Origin of the sequence: Defluviimonas sp. D31, from assembly GCF_033436765.1 — a bacterium.
Classification (GTDB): Bacteria; Pseudomonadota; Alphaproteobacteria; order Rhodobacterales; family Rhodobacteraceae; genus Albidovulum.
On the sequence record NZ_JAWQFN010000006.1, the window covers coordinates 67,575 to 84,294 of the forward strand.

Below are 16,720 nucleotides of genomic sequence, written 5' to 3' on the forward strand. Positions count from 1 at the left end.
GCGACAAGATTCTGCGTGCACCGGCACCGGATGTAAACGGTCAAGTCGAGCGCCGTGCTAGCCATGTCGATAGTTCCTCCCCAGCGGGCATCGGGCATGGAGCATCGGGATGCGGTTTTCGTTAACGGGGAGATGGTCGGGCAGGTCGGCTTTGACCCAGGATAATCAGCACGGAGGATTTCATGCGCGCGGTTTTTTCCCTTCTCTTCTTCCTCTCCGGCACGACGAGCGCACTCGCCTATGACCTCGTCATCAGCGGCGGTCGAGTGATCGACCCCGAGAGCGGCCTCGACGCGATCCGCAACGTCGCCATCGACGGAGACCGGATCGCGGCGATCAGCGAGTTCCCGTTGCACGGCGATGTCATCGTCGACGCGGCCGGGCAGGTCGTCTCCCCCGGCTTCATCGACCTTCACGCCCACGGCCAGAACATCGGCGACTACCGCATGCAGGCGGTTCAGGGCGTCACCACGATGCTGGAGCTGGAATCCGGCGTCCTGCCCATCGGCGAGTGGTACGAGACCCAGTCGGCCAAGAGCCTGCCCATCAACTACGGGGCGGCATCGGGCTGGACCTTCGGGCGCATCGCGGCCTTTTCGGGTACGGACCCCCTGTCCACCACCGCCTATTTCCAGGATGCCCAGAGCCGCAACGACTGGAAGAACGAGGTTGCGACCCCCGAGCAACTGGACCGCATCCTCTCCCTTGTCGAGCGGGGACTCGACGAGGGCGGCCTCGGGATCGGCATCAATGCCGGCTATGCCCCCGGCTACGGCCAGAAGGAATACTTCGCGCTCGCCGAGATAGCGCGGGATCACGGCGTCGCCACCTATACCCATGTGCGATACGCCAGCAATATCGAGCCGCAAAGCTCCTTCGAGGCGATCAAGGAACTGATCGGCAACGCGGCGATCACCGGCGCCCACATGCACATCTGCCACATCAACAGCTCGTCGCTGTCGGACATCCACGCGATGCTCGACATGGTCGAGGAGGCGCAGGCCAACGGCATCAATATCTCGGTCGAGGCCTATCCCTACGGCGCGGCCAACACCGTCGTTGGCGCGGCGATGTTCAGCGGTGACGACTGGCGCGAACGCATGTCCTCGACCTCCGAGAACTTCCAGCTCGGCAAGGACCGGCTGACCGAGGAACAGCTCGCCGACTACCAGGCGAACAATCCCGGCACCTTCGTCACCTGGCACTTCCTCGACGAGCACGAGCCGATGGATCTCGCGCTTCTCGATGCCTCGGTGACGCATCCCGCCGTGCTGATCGCCTCTGACGAGGTGTTCTGGTCCTACTTCACCGACGACGGGAAGGTCCTGAACTACGAAGGCGACGAATGGCCGCTGCCCGAGAAGGTGTTCAGCCATCCCAGATCGTCGGGCACCTTCGCCAAGGTGCTGCGCTCCTATGTCCGTGAACGCGGGCTGATGTCGCTGAGCGAAGCGATCCGCAAGATGTCGCTGATGCCGGCGCAGACGCTTGAGGACTTCGTGCCGCAGATGCGCAGCAAGGGCCGGCTCCAGATCGGCATGGACGCCGATATCGTCGTCTTCGACCCCGACACGGTGGCCGACCGCGCCACCTTCGAAAACGCCAACCAGGTGGCGGTCGGCGTGAACACGGTCCTGGTGAACGGGGACTTCGTGGTCCGCGACGGGCAACTCGTTCTCGATTCGGCGCCGGGAAAGCCGATCCGGCGCAGCACTGACTGATATCATTATGAGCGTTCGCCATGTGCAAGACGCATGAAATCGCTCGTCGCGAGTTCAACGCCGGCGTCGCGGCGACCGCCGTGGCGCATCCCGCGCTCCGCGATGTGCCAGCTGCTTGCGGTCCGATCAGTTCAGCGCGTTCTTGAAGATCCTGCCGTCTTTCATGATCAGGTCGAAGTTGTCGTCCGGATTCGCGACGAGGTCGATATCCGCGAGCGGGTTTCCGTCGACGAGGATCAGGTCGGCATAGGCGCCTTCCCGGATCACGCCAAGCTTGCCCTGCTGGTACGGCAGCCGCGGCCCGGACAGTTCCAGAAGCTCGGCATTGGTCGAGGTCGCCATCTTCAGGATCTCGTGGGGCGTGACCAGTTCTTCAGCTTCGCGAGGAAGGCGTCCTGCTTCTCGGCCAGCTTGGCATCGAAGAGCATGTCGGTGCCGAAGGCGATCTTGACGCCCATTTCCTTGGCGAGGGCATAGACGTTCGCCGTCCCGTCGGTCACGTCGATCCATTTCTGGGTGCTGACGGGATCGTTGAAGGTGAAGGCGTCCTCGTCGTTCAGGAGCGGCTGGGCACTGAGCCAGACATCGCTATCCTTCATCATCTGGAGCGTTTCCCGGCTGAGCAGGTTGCCATGCTCGATCGACTTGATGCCGGCCCGGATGGCCATCTGCGCGGCCTCGTCGGTGAAGATGTGCGAGGCGACATAGGTGTTTTAGGAATTCGCCACGTCGACGAAGGCCCTCAGCTCCGCCTCGGTGTATTGCGACACGTCGAGCGGATCGTAGACCGACGACACCCCGCCGCCGCCCGAGATCTTGATCAGCGACGCGCCCATCCGCATCACCTCGCGCGCCCGGAGCGTCACCTGGTCGACGCCATCGGCCATCGCCATGAGGCCCGCGCTGTACCAGTACCACTGGGAATCGCCCTGGTTCACCGGCACGGCCTGGTAGGGGCGATAGTCGAAATGACCGCCCGTCTGGCCGATCGGCGGCCCTGCGGGCACGATGCGCGGTCCGGGGATCTCGCCGGCGTCGATCATCTTCTTCGTGGCGAAGGGATTGCCGCCGACATCGCGCACCGACGTGAACCCGCGCATCAGCGTCCGCTCCGACCCCATCGCCCCGCGAATGGCGATTTCGAGGACGTCGCCGGTGACGACGGTGCTTTGCGCCGCGCAGCAGTAGGACGTGTGCCAATGGACGTCGATCAGCCCGGGGATCATCGTCCGTCCGCCGCCGTCGATGACCGTGCCCCCGGCCACCGCGAGCGGCTCGGTCGACACCGCCGTGACCAGGTTGCCGGTGACGACGACATTCGCGTTCTCGATCAGCGCCTCGTTCGTGCCGTCAAAGACGTTGACATTGGTGAAGAGGATCGGCGCGCCGTCCTGCGCGGATGCCGCGAAGGCAGCCCCGGAGAATGCGCATGACTAAAGCAGAGATCGAAACGAGAAACCCATATGACGGTCCTTCTGGCTTGAAAGCGATTCGGTGAACGCGCCCAGCAGACTGGCCAGATTTCCCTTTTGAATCAATCCCTGCCCTGTGTTGCCGCGAGGGCAGGCCAGCCCCGGAACCGCCTGCCGCAGGACCACGCGCCCGGCTCCGCCGCCGTTGCCGGCAAGACCGCGTGCCCTTCCCAACGACCGGGCCCGGCGCTACCGTCATTGCGTCAACGACGGAGGCATCCATGGCGGAATGGCGGCGGATGAGCGCGGGCGATCTCGGCCGCGCGATCGGGCGGGGCGAGATCGACCCCGAGGAGCTGACGGCGGCCTTCCTCGACGCGATCCGCGCCCACCCGCAGCGCGACCGCATCTATGCCCGGCTGACCGAGGCGCGCGCCCTCGAAGAGGCGGCGGCGGCGGCGAAACGGGCGAGGGCCGGCCAGCGGCTCTCGCTCCTCGACGGGGTGCCGGTCTCCTGGAAGGACCTTTTCGACACCGCCGGCACCGCCACCGAGGCTGGCTCGCGCCTCCTTGAGAACCGGGTGCCGGAACGCGACGCCGCGGTGCTCGCCAATGCCACGCTCCAGGGCCTCGTCTGCCTCGGCAAGACCCATATGACCGAGCTCGCCTTCTCCGGCCTTGGCCTCAACCCGATGACCGCGACCCCGCCCAACGTCCACGACCCGGCACTCGCCCCCGGCGGCTCCTCCTCCGGCGCCGCCGCCTCGACCGCCTTCGGCCTCGCCGCGGCCGGGATCGGCTCCGACACCGGCGGCTCGGTCCGGGTGCCCGCCGCCTGGAACGACCTCGTCGGCCTCAAGACCACCTCGGGCCGGCTCTCGCTCAAGGGCGTCGTCCCGCTCTGCGCCCGTTTCGACACCGTTGGCCCCCTCACCCGCACCGTCGAGGACGCCGCCCTCCTCCTCGCCGCGCTCGAAGGCGCGAAACCCGCCGATCTGACCGCCGCGACGCTGAGGGGCGCCCGCCTCATGGTGCTCGAGACCACCGCGCTCGAGGATCTCCGCCCCGAGCCGAAGGTCGGCTTCACCCACGCGCTCGAACGCCTGAAGGACGCCGGCGCCGAGATCACGAAAGCCGCCTTCCCCGACCTCGTCGAGGCGATGTCGCTCGCCGGCATCCTCTACACGACCGAGGCCTACGGCACCTGGAAAGCCGCGATCGAGACCGCGCCCGAGAAGATGTACGGCCCCGTCCGCGACCGGTTCCGCGCCGGCGCCTCCCATTCCGGCGCCGATTACGTCGCCGCCTGGCACCGGCTCGACGCGATCCGGACACGCTGGGCCGCGCGCACCGCCCGCTACGACGCGGTGCTCGTGCCGACCACGCCGAACCTGCCGCCCGAGGCGGCGCGGCTCGAATCCGACCGCGACTATTTCGTCACCGAGAACCTGCTCGCCCTGCGCAACACCCGCATCGCCAACCTGATGTGGATCCCGGCGCTGACCCTGCCCACGGGGCTGCCCGCGACCGGGATCACGCTGATGGGAACCGCCTTCGGCGAGGCCCGTCTCCTGCGCCTCGGCGCCGCCGCCGAGGCGGCCCTGCGCTGAGGACGGAAAAGCCACATTCCCGCGCCGCGGGGCAGCGAAAATCGCCGCTTTTTCTGGACCAAGGCGGCGGCTGCGGCTAATCTGAACTGCAAATGGGGCGCAACGACCCCATAGATTGAGGCAGTAATGGCGTTTCCCGAGCGGTTTTCGAACCTGCCAGATTACGCGTTCCCGCGCTTGCGGAAGTTGCTCGACCACCACGCACCCGGTGGCGAGCCCATTGCCATGACCATCGGCGAGCCGCGCCACCCGATTCCGGACTTCGTCGGCCCGATCCTGCAGGCGCATCTTTCCGACTTCGGCAAGTATCCCCCGAACGAGGGCGCGCCGGGCCTGCTCGCTGCGATCGCCGGCTGGCTGCGGCTGCGCTACGGCGCCGATCTCTCGCCCGAGCGGATCATGGTCCTGAACGGCACCCGCGAGGGGCTCTTCGACGCCTGCATGGCCCTCTGCCCCGAGGTCAAGAACGGCCGCCAGCCCGTGGTGCTGATGCCGAACCCGTTCTACCAGCCCTATGCCGCCGCCGCGCTGTCGGTCGGCGCCGAACCCGTCTTCGTCCCGGCCGGCGCGGCCACCGGCTTTCTGCCCGACTACACCGCGCTTCCGGCCGACATCCTCGACCGCACCGCGCTCGCCTATCTCTGCTCGCCCGCGAATCCGCAAGGCTCCATTGCCTCACGCGACTACATCGCCGAGGTTCTGGCACTCGCGGAAAAGCACGATTTCATCCTGCTCGCGGACGAATGCTACTCCGAGATCTGGCGCGACCATCCGCCGGTCGGCGCGCTCCAGGTCGCCGACGAGATCGGCGCCGATCCCGAACGGGTCGCGGTCTTCCATTCGCTGTCGAAACGCTCGAACCTGCCGGGCCTGCGCTCGGGCTTCGTCGCCGGCGGGCCGGAGGCGATCACCCGCTTCCGCCAGCTCCGGAACTACGGCGGCGCGCCCCTGCCGCTGCCGATCCAGCACGTCTCGGAAAAGGCATGGTCCGACGAGGCCCATGTCGAGGCGAACCGGGCGCTCTATCAGGAAAAGTTCCGCATCGCCGACCGCATCTTCGCCAAGGTTCAGGGCTACAAGGGACCGGACGGCGGCATCTTCCTCTGGCTGCCGGTCGAGGACGGCGAGGAAGCGGCACTGAAACTCTGGCGCGAGACGGGGGTCAGGGTGCTCCCGGGCGCCTATCTCGCCCGCGAGGTTGCGGGCTTGAATCCGGGGAAGGGTTACATCCGCGTTGCGATGGTGGCCCCAAAAGAAGAAATGCGGCGCGGGCTCGAGATGCTCCGCGACTGCCTCTACGGTTGAGGACGAGGGCAATGGCATCGTACCAGGCAAGACAGCGCGATCCGCTTCTGGATCAGAACCTCCAGGCTGCGCTCGAACGGCGCGGCAAGGAACTCCTGGGGCTGGCGCTTCTGGTCATGGCGGTGATGACCGCGATGATGCTCGCGAGCTACTCGCCCGACGATCCGAGCTGGCTCGCCGCCACCGACTCGCCCGCCCAGAACCTGCTCGGCACGTTCGGCGCCTCGATCGCCTCGCCGCTCTTCGTCATTGCCGGCTACGGCTCCTGGGGCATCGCGCTGGTCTTCGCCGCCTGGGGCCTGCGCTTCGTCAGCCATCGCGGCGAGGAACGCGCATTGTCCCGCGTGATCTTCGCGCCGATCGCGGTGGCGCTGATGGCGGTCTATGCCTCGACCCATGTCGCGGGCGAGGGCTGGGCGCACAGCTTCGGCCTCGGCGGGCTCTTCGGCGACACCGTGCTCGGCGCGATTCTCGGCGTCGCGCCGGTCAGCGCCGCCTTCGGCCTCAAGGTGATGTCGCTCCTCGTCGCCGGCGCCGCGCTCGCGATGGCGCTCTTCGTTCTCGGCTTCGATCTGCGCGAGCTTGCCGGGATCGCCCGGTTCCTGCTCGTCGGCACAATCGTCGGCTATGACTGGCTGATGCGCGCCGCCGGCCGCGGCGCGGTCGCCTCGGTGCGCGGCGCTCAGGCGCTGCAGGACAAGTCCCGCGCCCGCCGCGAAGCGGCCGTGGAACGCGCCTCCCGCTACGCCCCGGAGGACGAGGAGGAGGACGAGGAGATCGCCGTCGCCCCGGTCCGCCGCGCCCGCGCCGCCGAGGCGCTCCGCGCAGACGTGCTCCGCGCCGAGCCGCGCTTCGCCGCCCCCGCCCCGGCGGCCCCGGCCCCGCGGGAGAAGCGCGGCTTCCTTGCCCGCGTGACCGGCCTCGCCCGCCGCAGCGCCGAGCCCGAGTACGAGCCCGAGCCGGAGCTGATCGAACCCTATCCGGCGCATGGCGGCTGGAACGCCGAGGCGCCGAGCCCCGACCGCATCCGCGCCCGCATCGCCGACGCGGTCCGCACCCGCACCGTCCATGTCGCCGACGGCGAGCCGCGCCAGCGGGTCGAGCCGCCGCTGACCGCCCCCGCCGCCCCGGCCCCCCGCCGCGGCATCGAAGAGCCGCCGATGACCGCCGCGCCGCGCTACATGCCGCAGCCCCGCCGCGCCGCGCCCGAGCCCGCCCCGGTTGCCGACCTCGACCTCGACGACGAGGACAGCTTCGACGCCGCCCCGCCGCTCACCGCCGAGCCGCTCTTCGACACCGAGGACCGCCCCGGCCCCGCCGAGCGCGACGACACCTTCGCCCTCGAACCCACCGCCCCGCGCCCGATCGTCCAGCACGGCGCCCAGAAACCCCCCGCCCCCTCGCGCCAGGCCCTGGCCGAGGCCCAGCCGCGCCTGCGCTTCGACGACACCGCCCCGACCTACGAGACCCCGCCGCTCTCGCTCCTGGCCTCCCCCACCTCGGTCCAGCGCCGCCCGCTCTCCGACGAGGCGCTGCAGGAGAACGCCCGCATGCTCGAAAGCGTCCTCGACGACTACGGCGTCAAGGGCGAGATCGTCTCCGTCCGCCCCGGCCCCGTCGTCACCATGTACGAGCTCGAACCCGCCCCCGGCCTCAAGGCCTCCCGCGTCATCGGCCTCGCCGACGACATCGCCCGCTCGATGTCCGCGCTTTCCGCCCGCGTCTCCACCGTCCCCGGCCGCACCGTCATCGGCATCGAACTCCCCAACGCCTTCCGCGAGAAGGTCGTCCTGCGCGAGATCCTCTCCGCCCGCGACTTCGGCGACTCTGGCCTCCGCCTCCCCCTTGCCCTCGGCAAGGACATCGCCGGCGAGCCCATCGTCGCCAACCTCGCCAAGATGCCCCACCTTCTCATCGCCGGCACCACCGGCTCGGGCAAGTCCGTCGCCATCAACACGATGATCCTCTCGCTCCTCTACAAGCTCACGCCCGAGGAATGCCGGCTCATCATGATCGACCCCAAGATGCTGGAGCTCTCCGTCTACGACGGCATTCCCCATCTCCTCTCCCCCGTCGTCACCGACCCCAAGAAGGCCGTCGTCGCGCTGAAATGGACCGTGGGCGAGATGGAGGAGCGCTACCGCAAGATGTCGAAGATGGGGGTGCGCAACATCGAGGGCTACAACGGCCGCGTCCGCGAGGCGCTCGCCAAGGGCGAGATGTTCAAGCGCACCGTCCAGACCGGCTTCGACGAGGAGACCGGCGACCCGGTCTTCGAGACCGAGGAGCTGATGCCCGAGGCTTTGCCCTACATCGTCGTCATCGTCGACGAGATGGCCGACCTGATGATGGTCGCGGGGAAAGAGATCGAGGCCTGCATCCAGCGCCTCGCCCAGATGGCCCGCGCCAGCGGAATCCACCTGATCATGGCGACCCAGCGGCCCTCGGTCGACGTCATCACCGGCACGATCAAGGCCAACTTCCCGACCCGGATCTCCTTCCAGGTCACCTCCAAGATCGACAGCCGCACCATCCTGGGCGAGATGGGCGCCGAACAGCTCCTCGGCATGGGCGACATGCTCTACATGGCCGGCGGCAGCCGCATCACCCGCATCCACGGGCCCTTCGTCTCCGATGAAGAGGTCGAGGAGATCGTCAACCACCTGAAGAGCTTCGGGCCGCCCGATTACATGTCCGGCGTGGTCGAGGGCCCCGACGACGAGAAGGAGGCCGACATCGACCTCGTCCTCGGGCTTGGCGGCAACACCGACGGCGAGGACGCGCTCTACGACCAGGCGGTGCAGGTCGTGCTGCGCGACCGCAAGGTCTCCACCTCCTACATCCAGCGCAAGCTCGGCATCGGCTACAACAAGGCCGCCCGGCTCGTCGAGCAGATGGAGGAGGAGGGCCTCGTCTCCCCCGCCAACCATGTCGGCAAGCGCGAGATTCTGGTGCCGGAGCAATAACGGCTCTTGTTTGCAACCTAGTTTTTTGCTCTACATTTGGTTGAAAAATTCGGAGTAAAAGCATGTCAGGGTTGCGTGTTCGGCAGATCAAAGACAACTTAACAAAACTTTTCGCGGAACATTTGCAGGATGGTGATTTGCCAAAGGACGGAGAGGCTCGCGAAAGCGCCCTCTTGAGTCGCTGTCTTGCCGCGTTCGCGATATATCAAATTGCGGACTGTACACCTGCCGAGGCAGCTGCAGCGGTATGGGATGGTGGCGATGATAATGGAATAGACGCTGCATACTATGACGCTTCAGAGCGGCAGGTAATAGTTGTGCAGTCCAAGTGGATCCATGCAGGAAGTGGCGAGCCTTCGGCAGCTGACATTGGAACCTTTACAAACGGCGTCAGAGACCTTGTCGAGGATCAAGCAGAAAACTTCGCTGATCGTCTTCAAGACCGTCTGTCTGTAATCGCTAGTGCCCTAGCGCAGCCGGGCACATCTATACACATTGTGGTGGTCACCACTGGAGCAAGCTCGCTTGCGGAACACGGAACTCGCCATCTGAAGAAGTTAGTTAAAGAGATAAATGGCGACGACACAGTAGACGAAAGTGTTGCAAGCTATGAAACGCTTGGTCTGACTTAGGTATATGCGGCACTGGCGACAGATGAATCCAGAGGGAAAATCTGCTTAGATGCAACACTTCTTGAGTGGTCATTTATTGCAACGCCGTATCCAGCATATTTTGGCGTGATTGATGGGTACCAGTTAAAATCATGGTGGGCGACTCATGGCAAGCGACTTGTTGTAAAAAATATTCGCTATGCATTGGGAAAAACTGACAAAAACGAGCAAATTTTCGAAACTGCATCCAAAAATCCAGAATATTTTTGGTACTTTAACAATGGGATTACACTAATTGCGGATCGTGCAACTCGTGCGCCCGCAGCGGCATCGTCCCACTCGTCTGGCACGTTTGGGTTGCAGGGTGCTTCTATTGTGAACGGTGCGCAAACTGTATCAACAATTGCGCGGGTCATTGAAGACGCCCAGTTGGGGAAAGTTAAAGTTCCAATCCGGGTAATATTACTGGAGAAAGCTCCGGAAGGATTTGGCACAAGTGTGACACGAACCAACAACCTTCAAAACCGCGTCGAAGGCAGAGACTTTGTATCCCAGGACTCGGAGCAACATCGCATTCAGCAAGAAATGAGAATCGAGGGGATAGCATACGATTTTCTGCGGAGTGAAGAGACATCTTCCAGCGGAAATTCTTGCGAGTTGATCGAAGTCACTACCGCTCTGGCTTGTTCGTCGGGTGATCCCAGCCATTTCATTGCTGTAAAAACAGGCGTTGGTCGCTTCTTTAACGATTTATCGAAGGCGCCTTATAAAGCGCTCTATAATCCTAACACAAGCGGCGCAAAAGCGTTCAATTGCGTTCGAGTCCTCCGGAAGATCGACGAGTGGATAACGACGAAAAAGGCAACCATCGGAAAGCGCTCAGGGTATCCTTGGGGTGTTCTAGTTCACGGCAACCGAGCTTTGGCGGCTTTGGTCTTCAAAAAACTCGACAAGAAAAGCTTAGATGTGCCGATTAAAGATTTTAGAACTGACTATGGTGATGAGATTGAAGCAATATGCGAAGAAATCTATCCAAACCTAATCGAAAAACTTGAAAAGGATCGTCCAAACAAATTCTTAGCTGTTCTTTTTAAGAGTCCGGCAAAAGGCCGCGAGATATACGAGGCACTCTAAACACCGAATGCAAAGCAAGCGCGGGGTGCGCCGATCTGCACGGGCGCGCGGGTTCAACCACCACCCAATCTGGTGCGGCAACCGCCCTACCGCTTCCCCATCCGCGACTCCTTGAGCCGCTTCAGCCCGGCGTTGCGCGCCCGTTTCGTCCTGTCCTCTGCCGCCGCCGCCTCGGCCGCCTCCTTCGCCGCGAGGTGGTCCATCAGCTCGCGCCGCAGGGTGACGTATTCCTCGTCGAGCGTCGGGCGGTACTCCACCCCCTCGGGCCCGGTCAGGAGCCCCGCGAGCCGGGCGAGCATGAAGGTTCTCAGCACCGCGTTCATCCGCGTCAGATGCCCGCGCCCCATCGCCCGGAAGAAGGCCACCACATCCGCGTCCACCCTGAGCGTCAGCCGCGTCTTCGCCGGCACCGCCGGCCCTTCGAGGATCGCGCCCCAGCCGGCCGGGATCCGCTCCGAGCCCGTGAGCCCCCAGCGCAGGTCCTCCTCGAGCCCCCGCATCGTCTCGGCCAGCTCGTGGTAGCGCGCGGCGCGGGCCGCCTCGGTCTTGCTGCGGCTTGCGGTCATGGGCCCTCCCTGGCTGCGGCCAGTCTCGCGCCAAAAGGTCAAGGCGCGGTTGACGGGCCGCGCGCCGCGCCCGAACGCATGAGAATGCCGCTGTCGGGACGGCGTGTGTACGCTCGCGGTACGGTGATGGGACAGCGGCTGCACGTTATGGCATAACCGCGCGGCCTGACCTAGATAGGGCCCATGATGAATCCCCTGCGCCTCCTCTTCGCCCCGCTCGCCCTCGCCCTGACGGTCTCCCCGGCCCTCGCCGAGAAGATCCCGCTCGCGCAAATCTCCAGCTATCTCAACAGCTTGAGGACCGCCGAGGCGCCGTTCCAGCAGACCAACGCGGACGGCTCCACTTCCTCCGGCACGGTCATCATCCGCCGCCCCGGCCGCATGCGCTTCGAATACGGCCCCCCCGACCGCACCCTGGTCCTCGCCAGTGGTGGCCAAGTGGCTGTTTTTGATGGAAAATCCAACCAACCCCCGGAACAGTACCCGCTGAAGAAGACCCCCCTCAACCTGATCCTCGCCGCCAAGGTCGACCTCTCCCGCGACAAGATGGTCGTCGGCCACACCGAATCCGGCCCCCTCACCATCGTCACCGCCCAGGACCCGCAGAACCCCGAGTACGGCACCCTGCAACTCGCCTTCTCGGCCAATCCTGTCGTTCTAAAACAATGGGTTGTGACCGACGAAGCCGGCGGCCGGACCACCGTCGTCCTCGGCCCGCTCGAGACCGGCAAAAGCTACCGCCCCTCGACTTTCTCGATCCACGCCGAAGCCGAGCGGCAGAAACGCCGGAAGTGACCCCTCAGAGCCGGTCGCAGGAAATGAGCTGTCGCTGGTACAGATCCGCCCTGCGCCCAACATCCGCCGCAACCCGCAGCAACCAGGCCTTCTTGAGGTGGCTTCCCCTCGCATAGCCTGTCTGACCCTCGTGATAGGCGAGGTACTGGCTCTGCGCGTCCCATTTCGACAGGCCAAGCTTCTTCTCGGAGCGGTTCATGTACCAGCCCATGAAATCCGCCGCGTCGTCGATCCTGTTTCGCTTCGCCCCCCGCCGGCCGGTGTCGCGACGGTAATCGTCCCAGGTGCCGTCGAGCGCCTGGGAATAACCATAGGCCGAACTCTGCCGGCCGGCCGGAATGAAGCCGAGCGCGTAGCGCCGCTTGGTGCGGGCATTGCCTATGAACTTCGACTCCTGATAGATCGTCGCCATCTGCACATGTACCGGAACGCCCCAGCGCTCCTCGGAGCGCTTCATGGCGCCATGGTATTTCGGCCGCTGTTCGAGGATCGAACAGGCATTGTCGAGATCGCGCGGCGCGGAATAATTGCCGCCGCAGGACACCAACAGCAATAGGACCCCCAAGCGGAGAATTCTGCTCATACTGCCTCGCTCGATCTCATTTTTTTGAGAAAGCTTACGTCATATCGTTCTGGGAGGAAATCCCCAAGCGTTGCGCCCATGGCTGGTTTCTGGCCCTCGCCGACCGCTGCGGATCCGATCATCACGCGGCGAACCGGAGGTGCCGCGTGCCCATGCCCGGAAGGCAACGCTCTGAAAAACTGTTATAATGCAGTTCACAGACTGTTTCCGCTCCTTTTGGCCTCTGCAATAGACAGGCACTTCGCCAGAGGGTACCTTTAAAGGAGGGGAACGGCGTGATGCTTAAGACGAACGCGAAATATGATCTCGGCCAGGTGGTGCGGCATCGCAAGCATCCCTTCCGTGGGGTGGTGTTCGATGTGGACGCAATGTTCTCCAATACGGAGGAGTGGTACGCGGCGATTCCCGAGGATAGCCGTCCGGTGAAAAACCAGCCCTTCTACCATCTCCTGGCTGAGAATGAGGAGAATTACTACGTCGCCTATGTGTCGGAGCAGAATCTCGTGGCCGACCAATCCGGCGAGCCGGTGGATCATCCCGATGTCCACGATCTTTTCGGCGACTTCGAGAACGGCCGCTATCCCCTTCATTTCCAGTTGAACTGACGTCTGCATAGCCACGGATGTGGGGTCGCGTGTGCGGAAGGGCTTCTTCGCACGGATCGATAGTTCGCGGTGTTCGGTTTCCCAGGCACGCTCCCGACGGAATCAGTGACGATTATGCCGAGTTCGGTGTCGCCGTTCAGGACAACGATCCGAACCATAAGACCGGCGACTTGGCGACCGAAGTGTGCCGCCGGCCATGCCGACCCTGCGGCGCAGCCCCCAGGTTATGTCCGGGTCGAAACGGATCGTAAGAGCCCCCCAATGCTGGAATGCTATACTGCGGCCGCCCCGGCTCTGGTCCCGCAGGTGGGGCGCGGCAGCCGAAGACCTTAATGCCCGAGATTATTTCTCGACCTGCGTGCGACGCGCTGGGGCGAGACCGATGCGCCCGAACCGATGGGGGACGTGCTCGACATGGTTTTGTCAGTGGATGAGTGTGAAACCCGAGTATCTGCGACTCTGCTCAACCTCTTCATTGCGGATCTACTGGTATTTCTTCGAAGTGTGGCGGACCTCGTTCGTAACCCTAGTTGCCTCGGTACATGCCGTCTCGGCCACTCCCAGGCGGGAGCCCCATACAAAGAGATCGAAGGAAACCCCAAGCCCAAGGGATGCGATAGACGCCCCCCAAAGGTGCCGGTCTCATCAGGCATGTGTACGGGGCAATCGCCGTTTCGATGTCCAAAGGTGTTTGTCAACATTGCGCATCTCGCCGACAGACCGATCAGCAGATGCTCCGACCGCTGGCGGTCTGTGATCGAGAGCCCCGCAACTCAATTGCGTCGCCGTCGGACAGACGTAGAGAATCGCCCGCTCCGATCACCTAGATATCTCCCGTTCTCATTTCGCCCGATGATATCCTGCTAAACTTGGCACCCATCTTTGCCGATTCCCCAGACCACACCGGCGCCACGAATGTCGCTGCGAACCAGGCCACAAACATAATCCGTACAACGGTTGGATCGGTCTCGATGCGAGTCGCGCCAAGGCTTTGTTTTTTGTAGAAAATGCATCCTGGGAGCGTAGCGCGTGCAAGTGAAACAGATCGGCACCTGGCGATTCAAAATGCGCAGCGTCCGCCGATGGACTGTTGGGAGCTTTTCCACCGAAGCGCGAATGCCGGGGCAAATAACCGAGCGCGCGCTTTGATTAAGGAAAATAAAGTCCTCGACGCCGCGCAATGGGTGGGGGCTGTTGAACGCGGCGCCGAGGGAAGCTTTTAGCAGCTACAAGACAATACTTGCTCTCCAATCGGGCCGTGGTTGGGTCGCTTTGCGGCATAATTGCGGCGGCGGCCGAGGGTCATCCTGTCAGCGGTAGCCGGAACGTCAGGAAATTGCGGCCGTCCTCGCGGCGATAGGCGAGGTCTGTCGCCAGCGTGCAAATGAGCGACCATCCCCAACCTCCCTCGGGGAGCTCGTCAAGCTGCGCCGGAACAGGCTGCATGCGCCCCTCGGGCAGCTCGTGCGCAGGCATTGCATGCCCGGAATCGACTATCCGGCAGCATATCCACGCCGCTTCCCGGCGCAGGCACAGCTCCACCGGACCGGAGGGGTGTCCGTCATAGGCGTGCTCGACAATGTTGTTGAGCACCTCCGCGAGCGCGAGTTCCAGCTTGCCCGCGTCCTCCGGGCTGAGGTCGCGCGCGATCTCGACCACCGCCTGTCCAAGCGCTTCACGTACGGCGCGGGGATCGGCCTCGAAGCAAAGCTGAAACCCGACACCGGCCGACAGCACGGAAGACATCCCCCGGGGGGTCCGATGCGGAGTACCGAGCCCGCCGTCAGAGACCATGCCCGGCGCCCTGGAGAGCGGCCGCGACGCTGGCGTGAATCGGGAACACGCTGTCCATGCGGGTCAAGTGGAACACCCTCCCGACGTTGGGTGTGAGACCTGCCAGCTCCAGCCGGTGCACCGGCGCGAGAAATTTCATCACCGACACGATCGCGCCGAGGCCGGAACTGTCAACGAAGGTCACTCGGCCGAGGTCGAGAATGATCCGCCCGCCGGCCCCCGCCGTCAGATCCCGCATCCGGTCCTTGAACTGGATAGCGACGGCAGCATCTATTCGCTCTTCCTCGACGTTCACGACGAGCGCCTCCGCGACGGACTCGGCAGTCAGTTTCATGATCAGGCCTCCAACAGGTCTCTTGAGGCTAGACGCCAATCCTTACTATTCGGTATGCCTTGGTCCGGAAGCGGAACCGGAAGGACCGATGATGGAAGATGTAGTGATCGCCGGCGCGGCGCGGACTGCGATGGGCGGTTTCCAGGGGGCTTTCGCGGAGTCCGATGCTGCGACGCTGGGTGGCGCCGCAATCGCCGCGGCCCTGGCCAATGCGGGCGCCGCTCCTGGCCTCGTCGAGGAACTGCTGATGGGCTGCGTCCTGCCCGCGGGCCAGGGCCAGGCCCCGGCCCGCCAGGCGGGGTTCAAGGCCGGGCTCCCGGAGGCCGTGCCGGCCACGACGCTCAACAAGATGTGCGGGTCGGGCATGAAGGCGGCAATGATGGCGCATGACCAGATCGCGCTCGGCACGACGGGCATCATGGTCGCGGGCGGGATGGAGAGCATGACCAACGCGCCCTATCTCCTGCCGAAGATGCGCTCCGGCGCGCGGCTCGGCCATGCCCAGGTCATCGACCACATGTTCCTCGACGGGCTCGAGGACGCTTATGACAAAGGCCGCCTCATGGGCACCTTCGCCGAGGATTGCGCCACGGCGTTCCAGTTCACCAGGGAGCAGCAGGACGACTACGCGCTCGCCTCGCTCTCTCGTGCGCTTGAAGCCCAGAAGTCGGGCGCGTTTTCGGGCGAGATCACGCCCGTGACGGTCACGACCCGCAAGGGCGAGAGCGTCGTCGCGGCGGACGAACAGCCCGCCACCGCGCGGCCCGAGAAGATCCCGCAGCTGAAACCCGCCTTCCGCAAGGACGGCACCGTGACGGCGGCCAACTCCTCTTCCATCTCCGACGGCGCGGCGGCGCTTGTTCTCGCCTCGCGCCGTGCCGCCGAGGCGGCCGGGCTGAAGATCCGCGCGCGGATCCTCGGGCACGCGTCTCACGCCCATGCCCCGGCCGAGTTCCCGACCGCCCCGGTCCCGGCAGCACGGAAGCTCCTGGACCGGCTCGGCTGGTCGGTTGCCGATGTCGATCTTTGGGAGGTGAACGAGGCCTTCGCCGTCGTGCCGATGGCCTTCATGCGCGAGTTCGGCCTCTCGCATGACATCGTCAACGTCAATGGCGGCGCCTGTGCGCTCGGCCATCCGATCGGCGCCTCGGGCGCGCGGATCATGGTGACGCTTCTGAACGCGCTGGAGAAGCGCGGGCTGAAGCGGGGCGTCGCCGCGATCTGCATCGGCGGCGGCGAGGGCACCGCCATCGCCATCGAACGCCCGTGAACTTCACATTGCCT

Annotated in this window: 16 protein-coding genes; 9 read left to right on the forward strand and 7 right to left on the reverse strand. The window is 64.7% G+C overall.

Annotated elements, in window-relative coordinates:
• The first annotated feature begins 182 nt into the window (after nt 1–182).
• Entirely contained in the window at nt 183–1,721 is a 1,539-nt protein-coding gene (locus R5H32_RS12270) for an amidohydrolase family protein (protein WP_318338974.1), read from the forward strand.
• A gap of 126 nt (nt 1,722–1,847) precedes the next feature.
• Here the strand turns inward: R5H32_RS12270 and R5H32_RS12275 are convergent, their stop codons facing one another.
• Genes R5H32_RS12275 through R5H32_RS12285 form a run of 3 tightly spaced genes read right to left on the reverse strand, consistent with a single transcriptional unit; the run spans nt 1,848 to nt 3,007 of the window.
• Complete coding sequence (locus tag R5H32_RS12275; protein WP_318338975.1) at nt 1,848–2,063, reverse strand: Xaa-Pro dipeptidase; 216 nt, start codon at nt 2,061–2,063, stop codon at nt 1,848–1,850.
• A gap of 2 nt (nt 2,064–2,065) precedes the next feature.
• On the reverse strand, nt 2,066–2,389 hold the full coding sequence (locus R5H32_RS12280) for a hypothetical protein (RefSeq protein ID WP_318338976.1): 324 nt from the start codon (nt 2,387–2,389) through the stop codon (nt 2,066–2,068).
• A 45-nt stretch (nt 2,390–2,434) separates the two neighbouring features.
• On the reverse strand, nt 2,435–3,007 hold the full coding sequence (locus tag R5H32_RS12285) for an amidohydrolase family protein (RefSeq protein ID WP_318338977.1): 573 nt from the start codon (nt 3,005–3,007) through the stop codon (nt 2,435–2,437).
• 407 nt (nt 3,008–3,414) lie between these two features.
• On the opposite strand from R5H32_RS12285, the gene R5H32_RS12290 reads away from it, so the two are divergent.
• The 5 genes from R5H32_RS12290 to R5H32_RS12310 all read left to right on the forward strand — a co-directional run bounded on the left by R5H32_RS12290 (nt 3,415) and on the right by R5H32_RS12310 (nt 10,759).
• Nucleotides 3,415–4,743, forward strand: coding sequence for an amidase (locus R5H32_RS12290; RefSeq protein WP_318338978.1), 1,329 nt, complete (start codon nt 3,415–3,417; stop codon nt 4,741–4,743).
• Between the two features lie 126 nt (nt 4,744–4,869).
• A complete protein-coding gene (locus R5H32_RS12295; protein ID WP_318338979.1) occupies nt 4,870–6,048 on the forward strand; it encodes an aminotransferase class I/II-fold pyridoxal phosphate-dependent enzyme in 1,179 nt (392 codons plus the stop codon).
• 11 nt (nt 6,049–6,059) lie between these two features.
• Nucleotides 6,060–9,014 (forward strand): DNA translocase FtsK, encoded by a 2,955-nt coding sequence (locus R5H32_RS12300; protein WP_318338980.1) that lies wholly within the window; start codon nt 6,060–6,062, stop codon nt 9,012–9,014.
• A 62-nt stretch (nt 9,015–9,076) separates the two neighbouring features.
• On the forward strand, nt 9,077–9,646 hold the full coding sequence (locus R5H32_RS12305) for a hypothetical protein (protein ID WP_318338981.1): 570 nt from the start codon (nt 9,077–9,079) through the stop codon (nt 9,644–9,646).
• A 105-nt stretch (nt 9,647–9,751) separates the two neighbouring features.
• Nucleotides 9,752–10,759 carry an AIPR family protein gene (locus R5H32_RS12310; protein WP_318338982.1) on the forward strand — a complete coding sequence of 336 codons (1,008 nt, stop codon included), beginning with the start codon at nt 9,752–9,754 and terminating at the stop codon, nt 10,757–10,759.
• Nucleotides 10,760–10,845: 86 nt separating this feature from the next.
• On the opposite strand, the gene R5H32_RS12315 is transcribed toward R5H32_RS12310, so the two are convergent.
• On the reverse strand, nt 10,846–11,325 hold the full coding sequence (locus R5H32_RS12315) for a BrnA antitoxin family protein (protein ID WP_318338983.1): 480 nt from the start codon (nt 11,323–11,325) through the stop codon (nt 10,846–10,848).
• A gap of 183 nt (nt 11,326–11,508) precedes the next feature.
• On the opposite strand from R5H32_RS12315, the gene R5H32_RS12320 reads away from it, so the two are divergent.
• Nucleotides 11,509–12,120, forward strand: a complete 612-nt coding sequence (locus R5H32_RS12320) for a LolA family protein (RefSeq protein ID WP_412099018.1) — start codon at nt 11,509–11,511, stop codon at nt 12,118–12,120.
• 4 nt (nt 12,121–12,124) lie between these two features.
• On the opposite strand, the gene R5H32_RS12325 is transcribed toward R5H32_RS12320, so the two are convergent.
• Nucleotides 12,125–12,703: a lytic transglycosylase gene (locus R5H32_RS12325; protein WP_318338984.1), complete on the reverse strand. Its 579-nt coding sequence runs from the start codon at nt 12,701–12,703 to the stop codon at nt 12,125–12,127.
• A 278-nt stretch (nt 12,704–12,981) separates the two neighbouring features.
• Between R5H32_RS12325 and hspQ the strand changes: the two genes are divergently transcribed.
• The gene (gene hspQ, locus R5H32_RS12330) at nt 12,982–13,308 is read left to right on the forward strand and encodes a heat shock protein HspQ (protein ID WP_318338985.1); all 327 of its coding nucleotides are present in this window, start codon (nt 12,982–12,984) and stop codon (nt 13,306–13,308) included.
• 1,302 nt (nt 13,309–14,610) lie between these two features.
• On the opposite strand, the gene R5H32_RS12335 is transcribed toward hspQ, so the two are convergent.
• The gene (locus R5H32_RS12335) at nt 14,611–15,054 is read right to left on the reverse strand and encodes an ATP-binding protein (RefSeq protein ID WP_318338986.1); all 444 of its coding nucleotides are present in this window, start codon (nt 15,052–15,054) and stop codon (nt 14,611–14,613) included.
• A gap of 37 nt (nt 15,055–15,091) precedes the next feature.
• Nucleotides 15,092–15,436 carry an STAS domain-containing protein gene (locus R5H32_RS12340; RefSeq protein WP_318338987.1) on the reverse strand — a complete coding sequence of 115 codons (345 nt, stop codon included), beginning with the start codon at nt 15,434–15,436 and terminating at the stop codon, nt 15,092–15,094.
• Nucleotides 15,437–15,527: 91 nt separating this feature from the next.
• Between R5H32_RS12340 and R5H32_RS12345 the strand changes: the two genes are divergently transcribed.
• Nucleotides 15,528–16,706, forward strand: coding sequence for an acetyl-CoA C-acyltransferase (locus tag R5H32_RS12345; protein ID WP_318339129.1), 1,179 nt, complete (start codon nt 15,528–15,530; stop codon nt 16,704–16,706).
• Nucleotides 16,707–16,720 lie beyond the last annotated feature (14 nt).